At 61.6% G+C, this 21,256-nt stretch carries 18 protein-coding genes and 2 pseudogenes; 12 read left to right on the top strand and 8 right to left on the bottom strand.

Annotation, left to right across the window (positions count from 1 at the left end; translation table 11 throughout):
* Positions 1 to 95: 95 nt before the first annotated feature.
* Positions 96 to 1,298 (bottom strand): hypothetical protein, encoded by a 1,203-nt coding sequence (locus HMPREF2967_RS06305; protein WP_070685598.1) that lies wholly within the window; start codon positions 1,296 to 1,298, stop codon positions 96 to 98.
* A gap of 189 nt (positions 1,299 to 1,487) precedes the next feature.
* On the opposite strand from HMPREF2967_RS06305, the gene HMPREF2967_RS06300 reads away from it, so the two are divergent.
* Positions 1,488 to 1,916 carry an NUDIX domain-containing protein gene (locus HMPREF2967_RS06300; RefSeq protein WP_070596549.1) on the top strand — a complete coding sequence of 143 codons (429 nt, stop codon included), beginning with the start codon at positions 1,488 to 1,490 and terminating at the stop codon, positions 1,914 to 1,916.
* 143 nt (positions 1,917 to 2,059) lie between these two features.
* Here the strand turns inward: HMPREF2967_RS06300 and HMPREF2967_RS06295 are convergent.
* A pseudogene (locus HMPREF2967_RS06295) lies at positions 2,060 to 2,479 on the bottom strand (iron-siderophore ABC transporter substrate-binding protein); the annotation flags it as partial.
* Between the two features lie 126 nt (positions 2,480 to 2,605).
* Between HMPREF2967_RS06295 and HMPREF2967_RS06290 the strand changes: the two are divergent.
* From HMPREF2967_RS06290 to HMPREF2967_RS06260, 6 genes are all read left to right on the top strand, one after another.
* Positions 2,606 to 3,709, top strand: a complete 1,104-nt coding sequence (locus HMPREF2967_RS06290) for a FecCD family ABC transporter permease (protein WP_070685572.1) — start codon at positions 2,606 to 2,608, stop codon at positions 3,707 to 3,709.
* Complete coding sequence (locus HMPREF2967_RS06285; protein ID WP_070685570.1) at positions 3,709 to 4,752, top strand: FecCD family ABC transporter permease; 1,044 nt, start codon at positions 3,709 to 3,711, stop codon at positions 4,750 to 4,752. The genes HMPREF2967_RS06290 and HMPREF2967_RS06285 overlap by 1 nt, the downstream gene beginning before the upstream one ends.
* Positions 4,753 to 4,758: 6 nt before the next feature.
* On the top strand, positions 4,759 to 5,670 hold the full coding sequence (locus tag HMPREF2967_RS06280) for an ABC transporter substrate-binding protein (protein ID WP_070684175.1): 912 nt from the start codon (positions 4,759 to 4,761) through the stop codon (positions 5,668 to 5,670).
* Positions 5,670 to 6,452, top strand: a complete 783-nt coding sequence (locus tag HMPREF2967_RS06275) for an ABC transporter ATP-binding protein (RefSeq protein WP_010189119.1) — start codon at positions 5,670 to 5,672, stop codon at positions 6,450 to 6,452. The genes HMPREF2967_RS06280 and HMPREF2967_RS06275 overlap by 1 nt, the downstream gene beginning before the upstream one ends.
* A 196-nt stretch (positions 6,453 to 6,648) precedes the next feature.
* Positions 6,649 to 7,365: a DUF4232 domain-containing protein gene (locus HMPREF2967_RS06270; protein ID WP_070596553.1), complete on the top strand. Its 717-nt coding sequence runs from the start codon at positions 6,649 to 6,651 to the stop codon at positions 7,363 to 7,365.
* 102 nt (positions 7,366 to 7,467) lie between these two features.
* Positions 7,468 to 8,646, top strand: coding sequence for a hypothetical protein (locus HMPREF2967_RS06260; protein ID WP_232770707.1), 1,179 nt, complete (start codon positions 7,468 to 7,470; stop codon positions 8,644 to 8,646).
* On the opposite strand, the gene HMPREF2967_RS06255 is transcribed toward HMPREF2967_RS06260, so the two are convergent.
* From HMPREF2967_RS06255 to HMPREF2967_RS06245, 4 genes are all read right to left on the bottom strand, one after another.
* Positions 8,643 to 9,029, bottom strand: a complete 387-nt coding sequence (locus tag HMPREF2967_RS06255; RefSeq protein ID WP_070596556.1) for a hypothetical protein — start codon at positions 9,027 to 9,029, stop codon at positions 8,643 to 8,645. The genes HMPREF2967_RS06260 and HMPREF2967_RS06255 overlap by 4 nt on opposite strands.
* 367 nt (positions 9,030 to 9,396) lie before the next feature.
* Positions 9,397 to 11,493, bottom strand: a complete 2,097-nt coding sequence (locus HMPREF2967_RS06250; protein WP_070597336.1) for a siderophore-interacting protein — start codon at positions 11,491 to 11,493, stop codon at positions 9,397 to 9,399.
* Positions 11,494 to 11,668: 175 nt separating this feature from the next.
* Complete coding sequence (locus HMPREF2967_RS13095) at positions 11,669 to 11,836, bottom strand: hypothetical protein (protein ID WP_158014678.1); 168 nt, start codon at positions 11,834 to 11,836, stop codon at positions 11,669 to 11,671.
* A 128-nt stretch (positions 11,837 to 11,964) separates the two neighbouring features.
* Positions 11,965 to 12,972 carry an ABC transporter substrate-binding protein gene (locus tag HMPREF2967_RS06245; RefSeq protein ID WP_010189126.1) on the bottom strand — a complete coding sequence of 336 codons (1,008 nt, stop codon included), beginning with the start codon at positions 12,970 to 12,972 and terminating at the stop codon, positions 11,965 to 11,967.
* 312 nt (positions 12,973 to 13,284) lie between these two features.
* Between HMPREF2967_RS06245 and HMPREF2967_RS06240 the strand changes: the two genes are divergently transcribed.
* A complete protein-coding gene (locus HMPREF2967_RS06240) occupies positions 13,285 to 13,593 on the top strand; it encodes a hypothetical protein (RefSeq protein ID WP_046647481.1) in 309 nt (102 codons plus the stop codon).
* 7 nt (positions 13,594 to 13,600) lie between these two features.
* Here HMPREF2967_RS06240 and HMPREF2967_RS06235 read toward each other — a convergent pair whose 3' ends face one another.
* Positions 13,601 to 14,806 (bottom strand): DUF418 domain-containing protein, encoded by a 1,206-nt coding sequence (locus tag HMPREF2967_RS06235; protein ID WP_070685567.1) that lies wholly within the window; start codon positions 14,804 to 14,806, stop codon positions 13,601 to 13,603.
* A 59-nt stretch (positions 14,807 to 14,865) separates the two neighbouring features.
* Here HMPREF2967_RS06235 and HMPREF2967_RS06230 point away from each other — a divergent pair, with 59 nt between their 5' ends.
* Positions 14,866 to 15,309 (top strand): DUF1990 domain-containing protein, encoded by a 444-nt coding sequence (locus HMPREF2967_RS06230; RefSeq protein WP_070685564.1) that lies wholly within the window; start codon positions 14,866 to 14,868, stop codon positions 15,307 to 15,309.
* 30 nt (positions 15,310 to 15,339) lie between these two features.
* Here HMPREF2967_RS06230 and HMPREF2967_RS06225 read toward each other — a convergent pair whose 3' ends face one another.
* The gene (locus HMPREF2967_RS06225; protein WP_198531025.1) at positions 15,340 to 17,091 is read right to left on the bottom strand and encodes an alkaline phosphatase D family protein; all 1,752 of its coding nucleotides are present in this window, start codon (positions 17,089 to 17,091) and stop codon (positions 15,340 to 15,342) included.
* Between the two features lie 222 nt (positions 17,092 to 17,313).
* On the opposite strand from HMPREF2967_RS06225, the gene HMPREF2967_RS06220 reads away from it, so the two are divergent.
* The 3 genes and pseudogenes from HMPREF2967_RS06220 to HMPREF2967_RS06200 all read left to right on the top strand — a co-directional run.
* Positions 17,314 to 19,188, top strand: a complete 1,875-nt coding sequence (locus HMPREF2967_RS06220; RefSeq protein ID WP_070530338.1) for a purple acid phosphatase family protein — start codon at positions 17,314 to 17,316, stop codon at positions 19,186 to 19,188.
* A 103-nt stretch (positions 19,189 to 19,291) separates the two neighbouring features.
* Positions 19,292 to 20,227 (top strand): vWA domain-containing protein, encoded by a 936-nt coding sequence (locus tag HMPREF2967_RS06210; RefSeq protein WP_227485945.1) that lies wholly within the window; start codon positions 19,292 to 19,294, stop codon positions 20,225 to 20,227.
* 75 nt (positions 20,228 to 20,302) lie between these two features.
* Positions 20,303 to 21,256 (top strand): annotated as a pseudogene (locus HMPREF2967_RS06200) (IS3 family transposase); the annotation flags it as partial.

Here is a 21,256-nt window from a genome sequence, read left to right as displayed (position 1 = left end):
GGCCCCAGATCCTTAAGGATCTGGGGCACTATTTGTTAGAAACGTACTCTCCCGGCCACGCGCCCGCGGCTCCGTGACCGGTTTCGCAGCGGTGGTTAGTTCTCCGGGAGCGCGAAACCGGAACCTACACCCTCACGGCGGTTTAGATCCGCGATGATGGCATCGGTGTTAGACACAACCGTGGGGTTGTGCAGCGCGCCCTGCCACGGGGTGTGGCACGACGGCAGCCCCGGAATCAGGCCGCGGGATACCGAGCCGACGATGCGGCCGTTGCGGAAGACCGGAGCGCCGGAGTCTCCAACCATGGCGCACACCTGGTTGACGGTGACGCGCTCGGTGTGCTGGAAGGTCATGCCACAGGTACGGCCGGTGGCCACGCCGCTCTTGCAGGTGATATCGCCCGGTTGGGTGGTGCCACCAACCCCATTAGCGGTCACGCCGTTGTAGCTACGGGACACCTCGGCCTTGGAGCCGAACTCAATGAGCGAATAATCCAGCTGCTCATTCTTTGACACCACGGTGCCGGTCGGGCCAACCTGCCAGGAGTCTGCCGAAGAGACCGGATCGCCGACATTTCCGCAGTGACCAGCGGTAATACCGACCTTGCGGCCTTCCGCATCGGTGCCGGCTGCCGTCAGCGTGCACATGGTGTCCTCATGAATGTAGAGCGGGGTACCCGGGCCGTACAAGGACTTGCCTTCGGTCATCGCTACATTAGATTCCTCCGGAATCTGAGGAGCGTCATAGTAGGAACCAGGCACTCGGTGCAGGACATAGTCCGCCTGCGGTTTACCGGCAGCGATCTTGGAAAACAGGTCATTCTTCCACGCATAGTTCGGATCAGTGCCCTGTGGCACGAATTCCGGCTGCGTGGCCTCCTCCAGCAATCCGATGGGGGCAGGATTCGTCAGCGGTTCACCCGTTTTGGCGTCGGCACCAGCGTAGTCCTGCGGTGCTGCCGGAACCGGTAACTGGGTATCCAGGTTTGCTTGCCCCGCAAGGCGCTGCGCCGCAGGGGAATTCACGGCCCCAGCAACTGCCTGGGACGCATCATTCGACACCGCTGCGGCGGCGCCGTTGACTGTTGAATCGACGGAGTCTGTCAGCCCCTTGTCCACGGGCATGGTCTCAATGCCCACGGACTGCAGATCCTCGCGTACCTGATCAACAAAACCTGCCGAATCAATCTCCGGGATTGTGGGAAGTTCCTGGGCATCCGCCGCTGGGTTACCCAGGAAGAACGCACCTGCGAAAGCCGAGCCCACGAGGACTTTCTTAAGGTGCGGAATTTTTCGCATATTGAGCAATTCCTCTTTCACTTCTTCTCGTAATGGTCTATAAGCCTTCCCCTATGATGGCACGTGCCTTGGACGGCCGTTTTCTAACGTGTGTGACTGTGTCCAACCCGTTACATTACTGACAGCTTTCGGGTGCCCCCTCTCTTTCTTCACCGCTCTCCGCACCCCGCGCAGACCTACTATGGAGGCATGTCTGAGACCTCCAATTCTCCTTCACCCTCTGCAGACATTGAGGAAATTGTCGCCGTTGTTCTGCGTGATACCCACGGCCGCGTGCTCGTCCTCCGCATCACCTCCACCCCGGAGTTTGTCCTGCCGTATGGCTCCATCGATGACACGATCAATCCCGCCCACGCAGCCCAGCTCATCGCTCACGAGGCCATACGTGCCGTGGTCGATATGTCCAAACTGCGCCGGCTTGCCACCTACATCTCCCCGGCCACCAACGACGCCCCACAGACCGTCCACGCCCACGTCTATGTCTACGAAGAAGAAATCTCCGTGGCACACCCGGATAAGGAGATCTCTGAGCTGGCGTGGGTCGATCCGGCCGCCCCGGATGTCGATATCGCCCCGTTACTCAAGGAGAGGGTATTCCCCGCCTTGCAGGAACTCTAGCCTCCCAAGTTTTAGACTCCACCCCATGACTACGCAGCGACTACTCCCCGTTCTCGCCGCCGGTTCTCTTGCCCTTGCGCTGGCCGGCTGCGCCACCGATGACAGCACCGACGCCACGCTTTCCGACGTCTCCCCCACCACTCAAGCTGGGTGGAACGATCCGTCAGCCAGTTGTCTGCGCCCTCCGGGATGCCCACGACCGGCGCGATAGCCGACAGTGTGTCGTAGCGCTCTTGATCGCCCGAGGAACGAACGTCGAGGATGAGGATAAGGTCCGGCTGCACGCCGAGCGAGAGCGCCACCTCGGCGCCGCCCCACCCCAGGGCCACCACGCGCCGCGGAGCCTCCTCGACGGTGAGGTCACCGAACTTGGTGGCCACTGTGACCGGATAGGCCGCGGCGTCGCCGTCAGCCGATGCCGACTGCGCCAACGATACCGCCACCGAGTTGTCGGCCGCACCGGAATCGGGGTCCGACGAGCATGCGGCCGCACCCCAGCCGACAAGGGCGAGCGACAAGAATACCGCGGCCGAGCGACGAGTGCGGGAAGTCCGCAGAGACATAAAAGAACTGTCGAATTGAGAAAAGATAGCCTAACCAACATTAGGTGAACCTATCTCAAGCCGACGAACCTCCAGCAAGGAAAGACAATTCACGCATATCGGCGAAATTAGGTTAACCTTACCTACATGACATCGACGACTCTGCCGACACCGGCCGCGGGCACCCCGCGCGCCGCGGGCCACAGCAGACGACTCCTCGGCCTAGCCCTCCTCGTGGCCGCACTCGCCGCCCTCGTCTTCGCCAGCCTGGCACTGGGCGCCAAGGCGACCTCCATCTCAGAGCTCACCCGGGCCTGGCCCACCGCCTGGGAGATCCTGCGCGGGCACACCGACACCGCCCAGGCCGCCGGCACCGTGGGCAGCAGCGTCGCCGAGATCGCCGGAATCCTTGCCACCATGCGCATCCCGCGCACCGTGCTCGCCATCGTCATCGGAGCTGCGTTCGGACTAGCCGGCACACTCGTTCAAGGCCTGACCCGCAACCCGCTCGCGGACCCTGGCCTACTCGGCGTCAATGCGGGCGCCGCACTCTTCGTCGCGGCGGGCATCTTCCTCTTCGGGCTGACGTCCATGCAGTCGCACCTTTTCCTCGCCTTCCTCGGCGCGGGCCTGGCGGCGCTGCTCGTCTTCGGGCTCTCCGCCGGCGGCATCGGTCGCGGCGACACCCTGGGCCTCGTCCTCGCGGGTTCCGCCCTGTCCGCCGTCCTCGCGGCGGCCACGTCGGCCATCGTCTACATCGATCCCAACGCGCTCGACACCCTCCGCTTCTGGCAAGCGGGGTCCGTCACCGGACGCGGCTTCGACATCATCACCCCTGCGCTCGTGCCGCTCGCCATCGGCGCGGTACTAGCGCTGGCGCTGGGCCCGACGCTCAACATCCTCAATCTGGGCGCGGAGGCCGCGAAGGCGCTGGGCACCAACGTTGCCCGCGCCAATATCCTGGGCTTCGTGGCCATCACCCTGCTGGCCGGCGCGGCCACGGCAGCCGCGGGCCCCATCGCCTTCATCGGTCTCGTGGTGCCCCACGTCGCCCGCGGCATCACCGGCCCGGACTACAAGTGGGTGACCCCCTACTCCGCGCTGGCGGGCGCCTGCCTGTTGCTCGGCGCCGACATCGTGGGCCGCCTCATCATGCGCCCCGGCGAGCTCCAGGCGGGCATCGTCATCGCGCTGCTCGGCGGGCCAGCGTTTATCTGGCTCGTCCGGCACCGAACGGTGGTGAGCCTGTAATGAAGTACCTCAGCCTCGGAAAGTTCAGCTTCCTCTACCACCCGCGCACGCAAGCCTGGACCACGGCCATCGTGGTCGCGAGCGCGCTCGTATGGGTCATCAGCCTCGGCATCGGCGAGTTCCCCCTTAACCCCGCCGAGGTCATCGGCGTGCTGGCGGGCGGCGGAAACAAGCTCGAGCGCACCGTCGTCATCGACTGGCGCCTGGCCCGCTCGCTCGTGGGTCTAGCCGTCGGCGCCGCGCTGGGGCTCTCCGGCGCCATCACGCAGCGCATCGCCCGCAACGGCCTGGCCAGCCCGGACATCCTGGGCATCAACCAGGGCGCCACCGTGGCGGCCGTGGCCATCATGGTCTTCGGAGGATCTGCCGGGGCCGGCGGGGCGTTCGGCGCCTACGTCGGCATCCCGCTCGCCGCCATGGCCGGCGGTCTCGCCACCGGCGCGGCCATCTGGATGCTGTCCCGGCGCGGCAGGGTGGATATGTTCCGCCTCGTCCTCGTGGGCATCGGCGGCAACGCCTTCCTCCACGCCCTGGTCACGTACATGTTGGCCGCCACAGATCTCAACACCGCGGCCGCGGCCAAGGTGTGGATGGTCGGCTCGCTCAACGGCTGCACCTTCGAGCACCTATGGCCCACCCTGGGCATGCTCGTGGTGTGTGGCCTAGTGCTAGCCCGCATCGCCATCGATCTGCCCGCGCTGGAGCTCGGCGAGGATTCCGCCCAAGCCCTCGGCGCCCCCTTGAAGAAGATCAACGCGGCACTGCTCATCGTCTCAGTTCTACTGGCCGCGGTGACCGTCTCCGCCGTGGGCCCGGTGGGCTTCGTGGCCTTCGTCGCCCCGCAGATCTCCGCGCGCCTGGCGCGGGTCGGGGCGCCGCCCCTGGGGACATCGGCGGCCATGGGCGCAATCATCGTGTGCGTGTCCGACCTCATCGCCCGCTGTGCCTTCGGCTGGGAGATCCCGGTGGGCATCATCACCTCGGTCATCGGCGGACCTTTCCTCATCTGGCTGCTCTGGCAGCAAACTCGAACACGAAAGTAGACGACCATGCAACGACGTAACTTCCTCAAGATCACCGCTGGCCTCGGCGTCGCCGCCTTCGCTGCGGCCTGCTCCAAACAGGAGACTGCGCCGAGCGAGCAGGCGGCCACCTCCGCGGCATCGTCCAGCGCCGCCGAGCAGCACCAGCGCGTGATCGCGCTCAACACCGGCCAGCTGGACAACCTCCTCATGCTGCGCATTCTCCCGGTGGGCGCGGCCAAGGCCAAGAACCTGGGCGTCGTCCCGGACTACATCCGCAACCGCTTCGGCTCCGACTTCGATCTGGACTCCATCGCGGACTGCGGCCTACGCGCCAACCCGGATCTGGAGACCATCGCCTCCCTGAAGCCCACCCTCATCTGCGCTAACTCGCGTACGGACGAGGCCATCCTGGAGCAGCTCAAGGCCATCGCGCCCGTCGTCACCGGTAAGGGCGGCGGCGAGAACTGGAAGCAGGACCTCCTCACCATCGCCGAGGCCGTGGGCAAGAAGGACTCCGCCGAGCCCCTCCTGGCCGAGTACGAGTCCAACGCCAAAGCCTGGGGCGAGGGCCTATCCTCCAAGCCCACCGTCTCCTTCCTGCGTTCCAAGGAAGACCAGTTCCAGCTCTACGGGGTCAACTCCATGGCGGGCTCCGTGGCCGCCGATGCCGGCCTGCCCCGCCCCGCCAACCAAAAGCAGATTGAGAAGGCTGGCCAGGACATCTCCGCCGAGCAGCTCTCCGAGGCCGACGCCGACTGGATCTTCTACGGCGTCAACGCCGGCGCCGCCGACCCCTCGCAGGCCGCCACATGGCACTCTCTCAAGGCAGTGCAGGCCAACCAGGCCGTGTCCGTGGACTACGAGTCCTGGTACATGAACGCGTCCCTGCTCTCGGCCACCATCATCCTCCAGGGTCTGAAGGACAACATCAGGTAATGAACGCTCGACTTTCCGCGCACTCCGTCTCCGTCGGTTATGGCGATACCGTCATCAGCCGCGACGTCACACTCGACATCCCCGACGGCCAGGTCACCACGCTCATCGGCGCCAACGGCTGCGGCAAGTCGACCCTCCTGCGCGGCCTGTCCCACTTGCTCCCACTGTCGGCGGGCTCCGTCACCCTCGACGGGAAGAAGCTGGGTGACTACTCCTCCCGGGAGCTAGCCACGCGCTTGTCGATGCTCCCCCAGTCCCCCATCACCCCTGCCGGCGTCACCGTCGCAGACCTCGTGGCCCGCGGCAGGCACCCGCACCAGTCCTGGCTGCAGCAGTGGTCCGCCTCCCACTCCGCCGCCGTGGACGAGGCCATGGCGCTCACCAACGTCTTTCAGCTGCGCGACCGCCCCGTGGACTCCCTGTCCGGCGGCCAGCGCCAGCGCGTGTGGATAGCCATGGTCCTGGCTCAGGACACCGACATCGTCTTCCTCGACGAGCCCACCACCTACCTGGACCTGGCGCACTCCATCGACGTCCTCGAGCTCGTCTCCACGCTCAATAAGGAACAGGGCAAGACCATCGTCATGGTGCTCCACGATCTCAACCTAGCCGCCCGCTACTCGGACAACCTCGTCCTCATGAAGGACGGCTCCGTCACGGCCCTGGGCTCGCCCGAGTCCACCATCACGCCGCAGGCCCTGCGCGACGTCTTCGGACTGGACTCCCGCGTCATCGAGGACCCCGTCACCGGCGGGCCGCTCATCGTGCCGGAGCGCCCATAAGCCCCGTCGTTCCCTGCGTTTTTCGATCATGGGAAAGGCAGCGGGAGTTCATCATGTTCACGCTTTCAGTCACAGGACGGCTACTGCACACTGTGTGACACATTCTGCGAATCGTTGCTCATTGCTAGCAAAGACTTAACAGACTCGTGACCAGTAATCTCTAGTCCCCGTCGTGCTGTGAAACTACCCTGTGGGTATGAAGAATCTGCGCGCACTCCTGTCCCTCAGCCTGCTGCTGCCACTCGCCGCGTGTTCCGCCAGCGAGGAGGACTCTGCGGCACCGTCGGCAGTCACGACCACCGTCGTTCACTCGGCCGACGCCCCTGCGGGTGACGATGCCGCCGACGGCACTGTCGGTGCTGGCGGTACTGGCGGTGCTGACGCCGCCGATACCGCCACGGCCGACGACGTTGCTTCCGGGGCCGCTCCCGGCGCGTCCGGCACCGCACCAGCCCCAGCATCCTCCACTATCCCGCCCTTGCCCGAGGGCGCCTGCGCCACCTCCCAGCTCTCCACCGAGATCACCAACGAACAGGGAGCCGCTGGCTCCCGACTCGTCGACATCGTGCTGACCAATACCTCTGACGAGGAGTGCACCCTCACGGGCTTCCCCGGCGTCTCCGCCGTCACCAGCAACGACGGCACTCAACTAGGCCCCGCCGCGCTGCGTGAGACCGGCACCGAAGCTGCCACCGTGACGCTGGCGCCAGGGGCCCAGGCCCGCACGGGGCTCAAGATCACCAACGTGGGATTGCTCGACGCGGCGGCCTGCCAACCGCAGGACGCCGATGGCCTGCGGATCTATCCGCCCGAAAACACCGACAGCCTCTATGTCGCAGTGCCGGGCCTGCAGGCCTGCGCGGGCGAGGTCGACATCTTGTCTGTCCAGCCCATCACTCAGCTCTCCCCGTAAATCATTTCGATCTCCTAACAATTTCCAGCCGGTGATAGGACTCGGCTTCGCGCTTCGTTAGTCTCGGCCACGAGTTCGCCCCTCGGACGAAGGACATACACCATGACCACTCTCCCTGTCCTCCTGCCCCAACGCACCGCGCGTGCCGCAGTAGCGGCGGCATCAGCAGCCGCGCTCGTTGCGTCCTGCTCCCTCCCCGACACTCGGCGCGAGGCAGCCCCGTCGGAATCCGCAGTGGCACCTGACTTGAGCGCGGCGACCGAGTCTGCCTCCAACCCACCAGCGACCTCGAGCACTTCCTCACGCGCGACTCGCAGCAGCACCAGCCCAGCTACGTCGAGCAGGGCGGCATCGACACGCAACTGGCCCGTATCCTTGGCCGAAGAAAGCTGCGACCCGAACGCCGGAGTCGCCGACTCCGGAGTCGGCGAATTCGTTGACAAAGGCGAAGCACCAACGGCCATCGTTCATTTCCTGTTGACGGAGGAGCCTGAACGCGGAGCACCTCTCAAAGACTTCAAAGTCACCCAAGATTCTTTCGATGCGTGCGAGCCCCTGAGCTACATCATTGCCTCCGGCAACTACGAGGGCGAACAAGTGGTCTTCTCCATCGTTTTCAACTGGGGCCACCCGCTCAATGACAGCAATGGGTACTTCTCCGGCGACGGCTTCGACTTCACCATTGGCAGCCACTCCGTAAGTTTCACTACGGGCGATACTCCCGCACATGAGGCAGGCAAGCCAGTGAGCGTGACATTTACCGCGATGGACTTCGGAGCACTCAAGACCGAGCTCAACGCAGAAGACAAACACCACATCGGAATCGACCTCACCCATCTGAACGACGCCGTCGATCCGGCCGACCTCGACGAGTTCTACGAATTCGACACCAATAGCGGCCCCGTCCGCTGCCGCTTCTCCATCAGCGAAAGTGAATGCGACTTCCTCGACGGTGAGTTTTCCCCCGCGGAAGCCATGAACGGACCAAGCAACTACTTCCTCAAAACCCATGGCGAAACGGAAGTCGACCTCGCCACCTTCAGAGACGACTCCAAAGACTTCCTGTCCGACAAGAAATTTGAAAAGGTCGGCGACGGCACTTACGAGGCCGGCACCTTGGGTCACCCCATCCAGGCGGAGCTCAAAGACGGCACTCTGACCCTCTACTTCCCCGACGGCGCCTACGTCTTCGAGGACGGCGTCCTCGACTTCTTCAACGAGGATGACCTGGAGGCGGGTACCATGCGCTCGGCGGCAACGTCCTCTGCCCGCGCGGATTAGCCCTCGATGTCGCGCAAGTAACGGGCCGACACCCCGCCCGCAATAGTGCGCAGCGCGACGTCCTTGGTCACCACCGTGCCCGCGGCCACGACCGCATGCTCCCCTTTGTGGATGCCACCTTGATCCTGGAAACGCGCGCCCGAGTTGATGACAACGTTTTCCCGATGTGCGTGTTGCTGCCAAACAGGCTGGATACCTAGCGCGAGCAAGGTATCGCTGTCTCCTAGGCCAACTGCGGCGATGCGCTCGTTCTCATTGCCCTCAATATTTGACGCCGAGGAATCCTCGCCTCGGGAGCAACCGGAAAGGACGAGAGTGGATGCTGCTAAGACAGCGGCCGTCTTCATTGCCGCGCGACGGGTCAGCGAATTGTTTCGAAACATATAAAAGCCTAACGTGTAGGGAGCTCATTGGGGTGCGGTGAAGGCCATCGGACGCACGGGGTGTTGATCGATCCTCGAGCGCGCGTCAATCACGTCTACCGCGTCTACCCCGCATGGGGCAGCCTAACTAGATAAAGGATAGGCTAAGTTAATTATTTCGGGGGGGTGTGTGGCTGCCGATATGGAGGCAGCTCAGCCGCTAGGGGCCAGCCGACAGGCGCTCCCAGCCGAAGGGGTGGGACCCCAGCCGATAGGAAGGCTCCCAGCGGAAGGGGGGATCCCGGCCGACAGGGGGCACTTTAGAAACGGTTTAGCAAACCACCGAACGTCCGCCGCTCCTCCACACGCTTCGCCCGACCACCGGCAGTTACCTACCTCCCCTCCCCACCTCGAACAGCTGGGCACTCCACCCCACCGGCTGCTTCGAACGCACTACCGCACCCACGGCAGCCAGGTGCTTCGCAATCACACGGGCCGTGGGCAGCTGCGATCCATACAGAACGAGGCGTGATAAATCTTCCTGGTAGTCATGATCCTCGGCCCCACTTTCCTGCAACACTGGGGTCACCAGGAACAGCTGCGCCCCAGAACGTAGTACGGCAGCTACCAGCTGCTGCAACTCTATAGTTGGCCAACGTCGCCACGGATCAACCAGCACCACAGCATCTACCTGCTCGCACAAAGTAGCCACTGTGCCAGCCCAATCCGCCCGGCGCGCATCCCCACCGCTACGCCCAACCGTTGGAGCGTGCAGTGCACTATAGCGAGCACGATCCCGGCGGCGTGGAGCAATATCGCGCAGCATAACCTCCTCTGCGCTGGCCCCAGGCTCCGTCATCGCTGCAGTTGCTGCGCCTACTGAGATCCTTGCGTCATCCTCTGCCTCCGAAAACGACCCCAACACCACGGCGTTTGCCTGCGGTATCTTACGTAGAATCTCATCCGCATACACCGCCGCGGCCGGACCTCCCACCGCGCATCGAAGCGAGCCAGCATCCTGTCGCGCTAGTAGCTTGCTGCTCAGAATCTCCGCTGCGGCCGGGGCCGACCACTGAGCACTGGAGGCCGCCTGTTCGTGTTCCTCCACGGCCAGTTGTGGCTGGGTTTGCACAATGTAGTCCCAGCGGTGCTCGCCGGTATCAGCCGGATTCTGCAGTGCCTGCCCTAGCCGGCCAAGTGCTGCGGTCTTGGCGGCCGCCGGCCCGGTAATCCAATCCCTTACTGGAGAATCCGGGTTTGCCAACTCGCTGCCCAGCGCAGTGAGGCCGATTCGAACCGCCCGTTGGTCCGCCACATCCTCCGATGAGCTATCCAGTGCTACATCCGCCGACAACGTCACTAACCCCACTGCCTCCAGGTAACGCGCAATCCGGAGAGCCAGCTCCTGCTGCACGCCAGTTGCTTCGGCCAGTTGATCCACTCGATCCGCGCCCTCATCAATCAGGCCGAAAATCCCCATCCCTACGGCTTGGCGCACAAGAATCGCCGACCCCATTTCGGTGAGTTCATGCAGCTCAACCAGCGCATTACGGTAGCTCGTCACAGCCCCTGTCTCCGCCCCCTCACTGTCGCCCTGCAACGGAGTGCCCGTAACCTGCCCCGCACTCTCAGCCTGCGTAGCCGTCGCCCCTGCTTCCGATTGCGCCGGTGCCATTGCGCGCCAGTACCCCGTAATCTCCACGTTTTCCCGCGGAATCCCCAGAGCTCGAACCCAGCGTCGGATCGCCTTCAATCGCCCGGCCTCTCCCGCAGCCCATACATAGGGCATCGCAGCGGGCTCGGCCGCCCACTCTGGGTGTTCTCCGTACAACTCGGTAGCTTTCGCCACGAAGTCCCCGCCCTCGTCTCGCACCTGCCAGTGAATGTCCACCTGTGCTTCGAACTCCAGTCGCTGGACATGTGCCCGCGTGGCTACCTCAATAATCGCCACTGCCCTATACCCGGCGGGCAAAGACTCTATACAGCGAGCAATCGCCGGCAGCGCCGTCTCGTCGCCCACCATCAGTAGCCACGGAGTGTGGGTGGGCAGCGCTGCGCAAGACTTCGGCCCTGCGATATACAGGGGATCTCCCGGTCGAGCTCGTGCGGACCAGTCCTCGGCCAGGCCTTGGCCATGCCGCGCGAAGTCTACGACGAGACGGCCCTGGGAGGCGTCGAATGAACGGACGGTATATGTCCGAAACAGATCTTTGACTTCCTCTTGCCATAGCACCGTCGCGTCCTCCCGTGTGATGGGGTGAGGGCGCTCCCCGGTGGCCGGGTCTGGGAAGATGATGCGGATATCGTCGTCGAAACCATCGCTGACTAGCGGTGGTGCGTCTACGCCGAACGCACTATGGGCGCGTAGTTGTTCGCCCGTCAGAGTAATGCGACGCATCCCTGGTGTGATGTCCTCGATGTCATCGACCTGCAGTTCGCGGATCGTAATGGGGTAGATTTCCCTGTCTCGGCTATTCCTCGCCATGGTCATTCCTTTCTCGTTTCTGGGTTGGCGGTGTGCGGTGAGTCGGTGTGCGTAGGGTCAGTATGTGGGTTGGTTTAGTGGATTGGGACGGTGTGTAGCGGGTCAGTGCGGTGGATCGGCATGCGGTTGGTCGGCATGCGCAGGGTCGATGCCTCTCGCCTCGGGTGCTGGCCGGTCAGCCGAACTCTTGTCCAGCACCGCGGTGCCCACTGCTGAAAACGTTCTTCCAGCCATCGACTTTCATCAGCTGCGCATGCGTAAGTTCAAGTTCGCTCACCCGCACCGGATACGCCCCCGGACGGCGCCTCCACGCAGCAGCCGGATCCCACTGCGCAGAAGACAAGCAAAGTTCCTTGCGGGTCGGCGGGCGGCAGCGGGGAGGCGAGTGAGCGAACAAGAAAGGGCATAAGAAAACACCCCACGCTGCCACACCGGGCGACACACTCGCGAGGGGTGCTGGAGAAAAAGAGACTAAGAGAGCTTTTTCAAGGTAGGCTTGACCTGCTCCAATACCCATGCACGGGACAGGGAGGTCGGCGTGTTCAGGCCGGCAACCACAGCCTCGTTACCCGCCAGGGTGGCGCCGGACTTGACCTGCGGCAGGTCTGAGTAGCCCGGGATCTTCTCCACCTCCGCGATGTCACCGGTGCGGTTATAGATCACCATGAAGTCCGCAGCCAGGGCGGAGACGTTTTCTGGCGACAGAGTCACGCGCCCCTGCTTTACCTCAATAGAGCCGTCGGTCAGAGGTTCCGGGAATTTCATACCCAGGTCGTAGATGAAAGAGGCTCCTGGGTCCTTCGGGTCGGCCACAGCTCCAAAGGATCCCTGAGCGAACTGGGAGACCACACCGGTCTTACCCTCGATATTCGGCAGCTCGGACTTCGCATCGGTGAAGACCTTCTCATCCTGGTCGATGACTTCTTGAGCTTTATCTTCCTTGTTGAAGATCTTGCCGAGCTCCTTCAGCTGCGACTTCCAGCCGATCCCCTCACCCTCGGTGCCAATACCACCCAGAGTGGGCGCGATCTCGGAGAGCTGTGTGTAGTTATCCTCGGAGATCGTCCAGTAGTCCCCGACGATGAAATCCGGAGCAGCGGCAGCGATCTCTTCCTTCGGCAGAGTCTTGAAATCGGTCTGCTTGATAATCTCCACGCCGTCCAACTTGCCGTCGCGCCACGGGGCATTCATGTCCTTAGCAGACACCACCACGGCGGAGGGCTTGATGCCCATAGCCAGCAGGTTGTCGATGGCTGGACCAATGGCAACGACGCGCTCGGGGTTTACGGGGTATGTGTCTTCCCCCCTGGCGTGCTTGATGGTGACTTCGGAGGCATTATCACCGGAATTCGCTGCGGAGTTTGCGCCTGAGGAAGTATTTTCCGCCTTGCCATCTGTATCGGAGCTGCAGGCTCCCAACATCAGGGTAGTGGAGAGCACGGCGAGACTGAGCGCACGGACAACGATTGAGTTCTTCATCCTGAATGGGTTTCCATTTCACTAAACGAACAAGGTTAGGTAAGGCTACCATCACCCAGGGTAGGCTAACAAGGGTAATCCGAGACTTTTTAACTTAATTTGGATCGGGGAGGGCACGACGATCCAGCTTCCCATTACTGCTCAGCGGCAATGCCTGCAGAGCTGAAGCCATGTCCGACAACAACACGTCCAAACGGCCCCGGCTGAAACATCAACCCCGATTAAGACACCCGCGAGGTTGACAAAATATATCGGAACGCCTCCAAAAATGAAGCCTCGTATATTCCATTACACAGGCCTACAATCGCGGCCATGGAATCGAAGACGCTGACGTCACTGGTATTTGGAAATGTTGTGCTGGAATCGCAGATGACGAAGACGATTATCGTCGTCTACGCCGACGACATGCGGTCATGGTACTTTCGTCCGAGCCCGTATACGGAGCTCAAGGTGCCCCTCGATGAGCTGCAGGGGAAGCTGAGCAGAGAGCGCGCGGAACTCATCTCAGAGCGCATTTTTGATGGCGTCAAGCTGGAGCTCGAGGAAAGCTACTCCGGAGGCGTCGACCGCGCCCAAAAGGAGCTCTGCAGTTGGCTCCTGTGTGAGGAAGCAGCCGCTTAGACCAACATCAGGCCGACCCGAGAGCCGACTTAGGCTCAATACGACACGTTGGGCCGTACGCCAGCCGGCGATGCGCCCACTCGAACGGGCCAGGTTTGCCCCAAGCCTCAAGCAGAGCAGCGAGCAGCAGCGTAAGGACAAAGACCAGCAGACCGATTCCAAGCTTGCCGCTCACCGAAGCATCCGCACCTAGTCCGAAGCCGGCTGGGGTGACAAGAACAATAAACAAAACCGATTGCGCAATGTAGCCCGACATAGAGCGCTTGCCCAACGCCACGAAAGCAAAGGCCCACCCAGGAACGCGATTGTTGAGTTTCTCCGTGAGCAGTGCCAAAACCGCCAGAATGCCAGGACCCGTAAGAAAGCCAAAAGCTTGGTTCAGCATCAAGAACACCGGTTCCAATTCGGTTGACACAACGCCAGCGGCCGCAAGCCCCCACGGAAGACCAACAAAGACAATGACCATACCTGCAATAACAACCCAGGTGACCAAGGTTCGGCGGTGCGCAGAAACGTTTGCAAGCACGCCCTCCCGCGCCCAGATATATCCGATGAGTAAAACGCCTACCAGCCCCACAAATGTGATGGGGATCTGCCCCAGAGCAGCAACCTCACCGCGCAGGTTGCGGGCGAAATAGTCACCGAATGTGACAAGATCAGCGGTCATCGGACGCGAGTTGGGCAGAGGATTGAAGTAGCCAAAATAGGCTCCCACCGCGCCCGAACCGGCGAAAACCGCATAGCCGCCAAAGAACCAGTAGGCAATGCGCCGCAGCGTGCGCGTCGAAAGCGTAAAGCACCAAGCCAAAGCGATGCCGATGAGGCCATAGACCAGCATGATGTCACCGTCGAAAAGCGCGAAGCCATGCGCCAGACCAAAAACTGCCAGCAGGCCGTAGCGGCGGATGAGTACGCGCCGCGATTCTTTAATGGTGTAGCCCTTACGCTGCAGGCTCGCAGCAATGAGACCAATGCCGAATCCCAACAGCATGCAGAACATCGGCAGGCCGCGCACACGCACAAACATGCCGGTAAACACTGCGGCCACGATGTCGAGGGGGTTATCGGAACGCACACCGCCCACGGTGGAGCTCGGCCCCAAGGACCAGTCGTTCACAACCCAACTCTGCACGGCGTTCGCCATGGCAATTCCCAACAGCGCCGTGCCGCGCGCTAAGTCGGGAACGATGAGGCGTTGTCGTTTCTCCTGCATACACCCTATTTTACTATTCTCAAGCAACATCTAAGGGCGGTTTGACTAGGCTGAACACCATGCCTGAGCCACTGTCGTACTCCTCCACCGAGGGCTTCCCGCAGCTGCACATGTCCCGCGTCATCGACGCTGAATTCGATGACGCCGCGGACAAACTCTTCCGCTGGGGCCTGCAGCGTAGCGGTCTCTTCCGGGTACGGCCCAGCCACGCCACGGTGGAGGAAGGCGCTGAGGTCAGCCTCGGGCTGGGGCCGTGGGAGTTTCGCTGCCGGGTCGTGGATGTCTTCCGCGAGGAGGGCCGGTGTGGCTTTACCTACGGCACCCTTCCCGGCCATATTGAGCGCGGCGAGGAGACCTTTACCCTGGAGCGCCTACGGGATGGGCGCACGCTGCTGCTTGTCGACGCCTCCTCCCAACCCGCTCACCTCCCCTTCCTGCGCTCGTTGCTCGATATTCCCCGGCGCGCGCTGATTCGCTTCTTTTACCTCAGGGCGCTGGGCTGATCCCCCGCAGCGCCCGCCGGCGGATGGTGGCTAGGTGGTGAATCCGTCCTTAGGATTCCAGGTCTTGCTCACCGCCAGTGCTACCGAAGCATCTTCAGCTTCAACATCAGAAACACGGTAGTAGTGCATGTCCACGTGATCGGCAAAGAGGTGCGCGACGGCATAGCCGTGGGAGTCATAGTCCAAGTGCTTTACCCACGGATTGGCGTCCTTGATTGCGTCCTCAATGAGCAACGAAGTCGAGTTGTCCTCCCCATGGTAGGTGCCTGTGTAGGTGGTGAGGATTTCGTCGACGTTGGGCGCCGTAATTGAGGTAGTCACCAGCTCACAGGCCACGCGCTTGTCGTGCAGGTAGATGTCGTTGGCCCATTCCGAGTGAATATCACCGGTAATGAAGAAGGAGTTGCCCTCGCGAGCATCAAGAGCCTCGAGTACACGGTCACGGTCGGCGGCGTATCCATCCCATTGATCCGAATTCACGGCGAAGCCAGAAGTATTGCCCTTGACAAAGCGCAAGCCCTCATTGGCGGCATCATTACCTGGGATGGTCAGCAGGCGCATGGGAGCCATCATCACCGAGTTGCCCATCACCATCCACGTGGCGTCTGACATCGAAATAGTGTCCCGCAGCCACTGCAGCTGTTCGTTACCCACGATGGTTCGATTCGGGTCCCCGAAGTTAGCAGCGGTGGTTTCCTGATCGCGGTAGGTACGCAAGTCCATCATGGTGAGCTCCATGAGGGAGCCGAAGCGCAGGTTGCGGTAAAGCTTACCGCCCTCGCTCAGCTGCTTTTGGCGCAGCGGCATCCATTCGTAATAGGCCTGCAAGGCGTCGTTCCAACGGCGGGACCACTCGCCCTCTGCAAACCCAGGTGTGTGGTTTTCGGCGCCCTCGCGCCAGGAGTTGTTGGCTGTCTCGTGGTCATCCCACACCACGACCCACGGGGCCGCAGCATGCGCAGCCTGCAGGTGCTCGTCGGTGCGGTAGCGGCCGTAGCGGATGCGGTAATCCTCCAGCGTGACGATCTCCCACACGGGGTGGTGCTCACGTGCCACACCACTCTTGCCCACGTACTCCCCCGTGGGATATTCGTAGATGTAATCCCCAAGGAAGACCACGAAGTCAAGCTCCCCGGAGCGTCCACGCTCCGCCATGTCCTTGTAGGCGTTAAAGAAGCCCGATTCGTAGTTGGCGCACGAGGCCACGGCGAATTTCAGGTTGTCTACCTGGGCGTCGACAGCTGGCGCAGTTTTCGTCCTGCCCACGGGCGAATACGCCCCGCTATGCTCACCCGAGGTCACCTGGAAGCGGTAGTAGTACACGGTGTCCGGGTTCAGGCCAAAGGGATCTACGTGAACGGTATGGTCGTGCTCCGCGGAGGCAACCTCTTGACCGTGTGCCACCACGGAAGCCATCGCCTCATCTGTAGCAATCTCCCATGCCACGTGAACGTCGTCTCCCATGCCAGAACCAGGCAGGGCATCCCGGTCCGGGGTGACGCGGGTCCACAGCACCACCGAGGTGGGCAGCGGATCGCCGGACGCAACGCCGTGGAGGAAAGGCAGCTGGGCGCCGGTGTACTGGTTATACGCTTCCAACGGGGTCTGGCGCGGGGTGCCGTGCTGGGCAGTTGCTGCCGACAGCCCATAGCCAGCGGCCGCGGTGGATGCACCAACGGCGCCCCAACGCAGCGCGGTGCGTCGATTAAAGCGGATAGCGCGAGAGTTTCTTAAAGATTCTGAAGAGTCTGGGGTATCTGTGGACCCGAATTCGTGGGACATGGGGCTAAACATAAGCTCACCAAAACTGCTATTTCAACGCGAAACAGCGCGTGATATCCCCTATACCGGGGGCATGTTCCACAGATTTCTATTCTGCTTAACCGGAGGTTCACCTTGAGATGTTTCTGTGACTAGGTCATGTCTGTTTCTCTGTTTTCTCAGCAGAGAAACACTCTCACACTCAACTTCCGATATTCATCGCAAAAGGCACACAAAGCAATAATGAAGCGTTTTAGTTTTTCTCCCGCCTCCGCTGGCGTAGCCACCATGACCGCGGCCGCTCTTGTCTTCACCTCACAGGTAAGCGTTCCCGTTCTGGCTACCGCTCAAACTAGCCCCATTTCCCGGATGGTGCTCCAACCGGGAAGCAAGGAAAGCTCCGTCATTGTCTCGTGGCGCACCCAGGGCCCGGCAGACAAGGAAGTCCTCGAGGTCACCGGCCCAGACGGCGCCCAGACCTTTGAAGCCGAGGAAAAGGACGGTGGCGCTATTGCATACGTGTCCAACTACGCCACCGCTACGGGTCTAAAGGAAAACACCGAGTACACCTACCGCGTCGGCTCCGAAGAGGGCGGCTGGTCCGAGCCTGAAACCTTTAACACCGGCAGCTTTGGCCAGGACTGGAGCTTCGTCACGGTTTCTGACGCGCAGATTGGAGTCGATGCCGACATCAAGGGTCAGACCGAGCAGTGGAACAAGACCATCGGCAACGCGGTTGCCGACGCCCCTCAAGCCAGCATGATCTGGTCCCTCGGTGACCAGGTTGAGGGCTGGGGCGCGACGATCGCGCAGTACGACGGCTACTTCTCCTCACCGGAGATTCGAAACATTCCCACCAACGCACTGCCGGGCAATCACGAGACGTACCCGTCAGACCTGGCAATGAAGCACTACGATGAGCACTTCATCAACCCGAATCAGGAGCCAGACCTGCGGGATTTCTACTTTGAGCGCAACAACGTTCTCTTCCTTGGGCTCGACACCAACGCCAGCAGTGACGCGGACATTGAGCGCCATGCGGAGTTCATGCGTAAGACCATTGAAAACCGCGGAGCTTTCAATGACTGGATCATCGTGGGCATGCACCACGCCTTCTTCTCTCAAGGCACCCACTACACCGATGGCGATGTAACCAAGCTCCGTGAAAAGCTCGCTCCGGTCATGTCCGAACTGGACGTCGATGCCGTACTCAGCGGCCACGATCACATCTACACCCGTACCCATCTCATGAACGGCCTTGAGCCGGTGAAGGCTCCTGCGAAGCGTGGCGACGTCCTCGCCCCCAATGACGGTGAGGTCCTCTACATCACCACCACCTCGGCGGGCGGCGGCAAGTTCTATGACTTCCAGGGTGAGGACGGGAAGAAGTACCCCAATGCCCGCATGGAAAACATGGACCCTGCTCTGCCGCACGAGTCCACGGCGATCTGGCGCCAGGACTACGACGAGGACTACATGGTCGTCGATGTGACCGGTGATGAGCTCACCTTCCGCACCTACAACGCCAACAACCCGAACTTGGTGGACAAGGTCACGCTGAAGAACAACGACCACGCCATTGCGGACCCGCGCGAAGAGAAGCCGACGACCCCGGCACCGGCGACCACAACTGAGGTCGTCACCACGGAGGTACCGACCACCGTGACCACCACGGAAACCAAAGAGGTCCCCACCACGGTGACCACCACGCTCCCAGCGGAGAAGACCACCAAGACAGTGACCTCGATGGTGCCCACCACTGAGGAAAAGACCATCACCACCAAGGTGCCGACGACCATTACCACTACCAAAACTGCCGAGCCCTCCGAGCCTTCGGATCCCTCCAAGCCAGCCAAGCCAGGTGAGCCAGCCAAGCCGGATGAGAACTGTGACGAGGGCTCTGCGGGGGCGTCGGCAAGCTCGGCAGGCTCCTCCGATGGGTCCTCGGATGATTCGTGCTCGTCCTCTCGCGGCGGCATGATTGGCTTCCTGTTGGGGGCCATCAGCGCGCTGATTGTCGCCGGCGGTGTGGCGGCGCTGGACCCGAACAGCCCGGTCCGCAACAACATTCAGAGCATGCTCGACTCGCTTTACCGGATGTATACCCGGTTGTTCTAAGGCCCCCTAAAACACGCAAACGGAAACGGAATGCACGGGGGTTAATCCCCCTGTATTTCCCGTTCCCAAGCGCAGATCGCCTCCTGTGTGTAATTTAACTCACATGCACACAAAGTCACGTTTCATACCAAAACCATTGCTCACGGCGATTCTTTTCCTCGCAGCAGTCGCTCTCTCCGTCGTAAGCGTTCTCTTTCCCCTCACCGCCACCGCCGAAGATTCACGCTCAACCTCCACTAGTAGCTCCGTGCCGAGCTCCCCCACTGCTTCTAGTGACATGGCCCCGACCATGGTGGTCTTCGATTCCTCCGGTTCCATGATCACCAACGATGCCGGCGGCCAGACCCGCATCGACGCCGCCAAAGATGCCGCCCGCACCTTCATCACCGAAGCCGGGGACGACGCCCCTCTGGGACTTGTCACCTACGGTGGGAACACCGGCGAGGCTCCTGAAGATGAAGCTGCCGGTTGCCAGGACATCACCGTGGTAACGCCACCCGAGGCCGGCAATTCTGAGAAGATGATTGGCCACATGGATGGCCTCCAACCGCGCGGCTTTACGCCCATCGGTGAATCTCTGCGCAAGGCCGCGGCTGAGCTTCCAAAGGAAGGCCAGCGCAGCATCATCTTGGTCTCGGATGGCGTTGCGACATGTACCCCGCCACCGGTCTGCGATGTGGCGAAGGAACTCAAGGAACAGGGTATCGACCTGGTCATCAACACCGTCGGCTTCAACGTGGAACCTGAAGCTCAGCAGGAACTCCAGTGCATTGCCGACGCCACCGGCGGCACCTATGCCGACGCCTCCGACGCCGATAGCTTGGCCAAGGAGCTTAGCCGCGCAGCACCGCGCGCCTTCAACGCCTACGAATCAGACCTCAAGGAAATCGAAGGCGGCGAAACCAAGGGTTCTCCGGCCAAGGTAGACCGTGACGTGGAAGCCTTCTCCACCACTCTTCTTCCGACGGAGGGTGAGGGGCACTCCGCTGAATCCACTACCTTCTTCACTACCCCATTGCTGAAGGCGAGCGCGTGGTGATTGGGCCTGACCCCTTTTTGGTGGACACCTTTCATTCCAGCCCAGTCGGGCTGGGAAGAAAGGTAATCTACCACCATGTCCAGGTACTCCGAACAGTTCAAACGCGATGCTGTGGCCCTCTATGAAAACAATGAGGACCTCTCGCTGAACGCAGCATCAGCAGAGCTCGGTATCAACCGTGCCTCGCTGCATTCTTGGGTCACCAAGTACGGCACCGGAAAGCGTGCCCGCATTAGAGCCGTGCATGATAAAGCCCAAGCGGCGACTGATTCTGAGCGAATCCGCCAGCTGGAAAAAGAAAACGCGAAGCTGCGCGAAGAACGCGATATTCTACGTAAAGCTGCTAAATATTTTGCCGAAGAGACACGCTGGTGATCCGCTTCCAGTTTGTCTATGACCATCGAACCGAATACTCGGTCAAGCGGATGTGCCACGTTTTAAAGCTCAATCGCTCCTCGTTCTATAAATGGGTCCAAACCCGTGAAAAGCGCAGGTTAAAGATGTGTTCCGATGCCCTTATTGGTGCGAGAATTACAACCATCTTCGATGATGAGCACGGGCTTTATGGTGCTAAACGCATCGCTGCAAGCCTTAACGACGATACGGACTTTCCTCCGACCAATCACAAGAAGGTCGCACGCATCATGAAATCCATGGGACTTAAAGGCTTTACCAAGCGCCGCCGATGTGTCACTACCAGGCGCAAGCCTGGCCACCGTGTCATGCCGGACTTAGTAGGCCGTACATTCACAGCCAACGAGCCGAACCGCGTTTATCTTGGCGACATTACCTACCCGCCCTGTAAGGGTGGCAAGAACATGTATTTGGCCACAGTCATTGACACGTATTCACGGAAACTTGCAGGTTATGCGATCGCAGACCACATGCGAGTGTCACTGGTCGTCGATGCACTAGCCCACGCGCACGGTGTGCGTGGCAGTCTTGACGGGGCTGTATTCCATTCCGATCACGGCAGTGTGTACACCTCACAAGCCTTTAGGGACCACTGCACCCAGCTTGGTGTTCGCC

This window comes from Corynebacterium sp. HMSC059E07 (assembly GCF_001814395.1).
Classification (GTDB): domain Bacteria; phylum Actinomycetota; class Actinomycetes; order Mycobacteriales; family Mycobacteriaceae; genus Corynebacterium; species Corynebacterium hesseae.
Note: the sequence above shows the minus strand (reverse complement) of the source record. Positions and strands in the feature narration are given on the sequence as shown.

Bases quoted from the DNA above. Each gene is read 5' to 3' on its own strand.
- HMPREF2967_RS06305 (WP_070685598.1), bottom strand. From the start codon at position 1,298: ATGCGAAAAATTCCGCACCTTAAGAAAGTCCTCGTGGGCTCGGCTTTC.
- HMPREF2967_RS06300 (WP_070596549.1), top strand. From the start codon at position 1,488: ATGTCTGAGACCTCCAATTCTCCTTCACCCTCTGCAGACATTGAGGAA.
- HMPREF2967_RS06290 (WP_070685572.1), top strand. From the start codon at position 2,606: ATGACATCGACGACTCTGCCGACACCGGCCGCGGGCACCCCGCGCGCC.
- HMPREF2967_RS06285 (WP_070685570.1), top strand. From the start codon at position 3,709: ATGAAGTACCTCAGCCTCGGAAAGTTCAGCTTCCTCTACCACCCGCGC.
- HMPREF2967_RS06280 (WP_070684175.1), top strand. From the start codon at position 4,759: ATGCAACGACGTAACTTCCTCAAGATCACCGCTGGCCTCGGCGTCGCC.
- HMPREF2967_RS06275 (WP_010189119.1), top strand. From the start codon at position 5,670: ATGAACGCTCGACTTTCCGCGCACTCCGTCTCCGTCGGTTATGGCGAT.
- HMPREF2967_RS06270 (WP_070596553.1), top strand. From the start codon at position 6,649: ATGAAGAATCTGCGCGCACTCCTGTCCCTCAGCCTGCTGCTGCCACTC.
- HMPREF2967_RS06260 (WP_232770707.1), top strand. From the start codon at position 7,468: ATGACCACTCTCCCTGTCCTCCTGCCCCAACGCACCGCGCGTGCCGCA.
- HMPREF2967_RS06255 (WP_070596556.1), bottom strand. From the start codon at position 9,029: ATGTTTCGAAACAATTCGCTGACCCGTCGCGCGGCAATGAAGACGGCC.
- HMPREF2967_RS06250 (WP_070597336.1), bottom strand. From the start codon at position 11,493: ATGGCGAGGAATAGCCGAGACAGGGAAATCTACCCCATTACGATCCGC.
- HMPREF2967_RS06245 (WP_010189126.1), bottom strand. From the start codon at position 12,972: ATGAAGAACTCAATCGTTGTCCGTGCGCTCAGTCTCGCCGTGCTCTCC.
- HMPREF2967_RS06240 (WP_046647481.1), top strand. From the start codon at position 13,285: ATGGAATCGAAGACGCTGACGTCACTGGTATTTGGAAATGTTGTGCTG.
- HMPREF2967_RS06235 (WP_070685567.1), bottom strand. From the start codon at position 14,806: ATGCAGGAGAAACGACAACGCCTCATCGTTCCCGACTTAGCGCGCGGC.
- HMPREF2967_RS06230 (WP_070685564.1), top strand. From the start codon at position 14,866: ATGCCTGAGCCACTGTCGTACTCCTCCACCGAGGGCTTCCCGCAGCTG.
- HMPREF2967_RS06225 (WP_198531025.1), bottom strand. From the start codon at position 17,091: ATGTCCCACGAATTCGGGTCCACAGATACCCCAGACTCTTCAGAATCT.
- HMPREF2967_RS06220 (WP_070530338.1), top strand. From the start codon at position 17,314: ATGAAGCGTTTTAGTTTTTCTCCCGCCTCCGCTGGCGTAGCCACCATG.
- HMPREF2967_RS06210 (WP_227485945.1), top strand. From the start codon at position 19,292: ATGCACACAAAGTCACGTTTCATACCAAAACCATTGCTCACGGCGATT.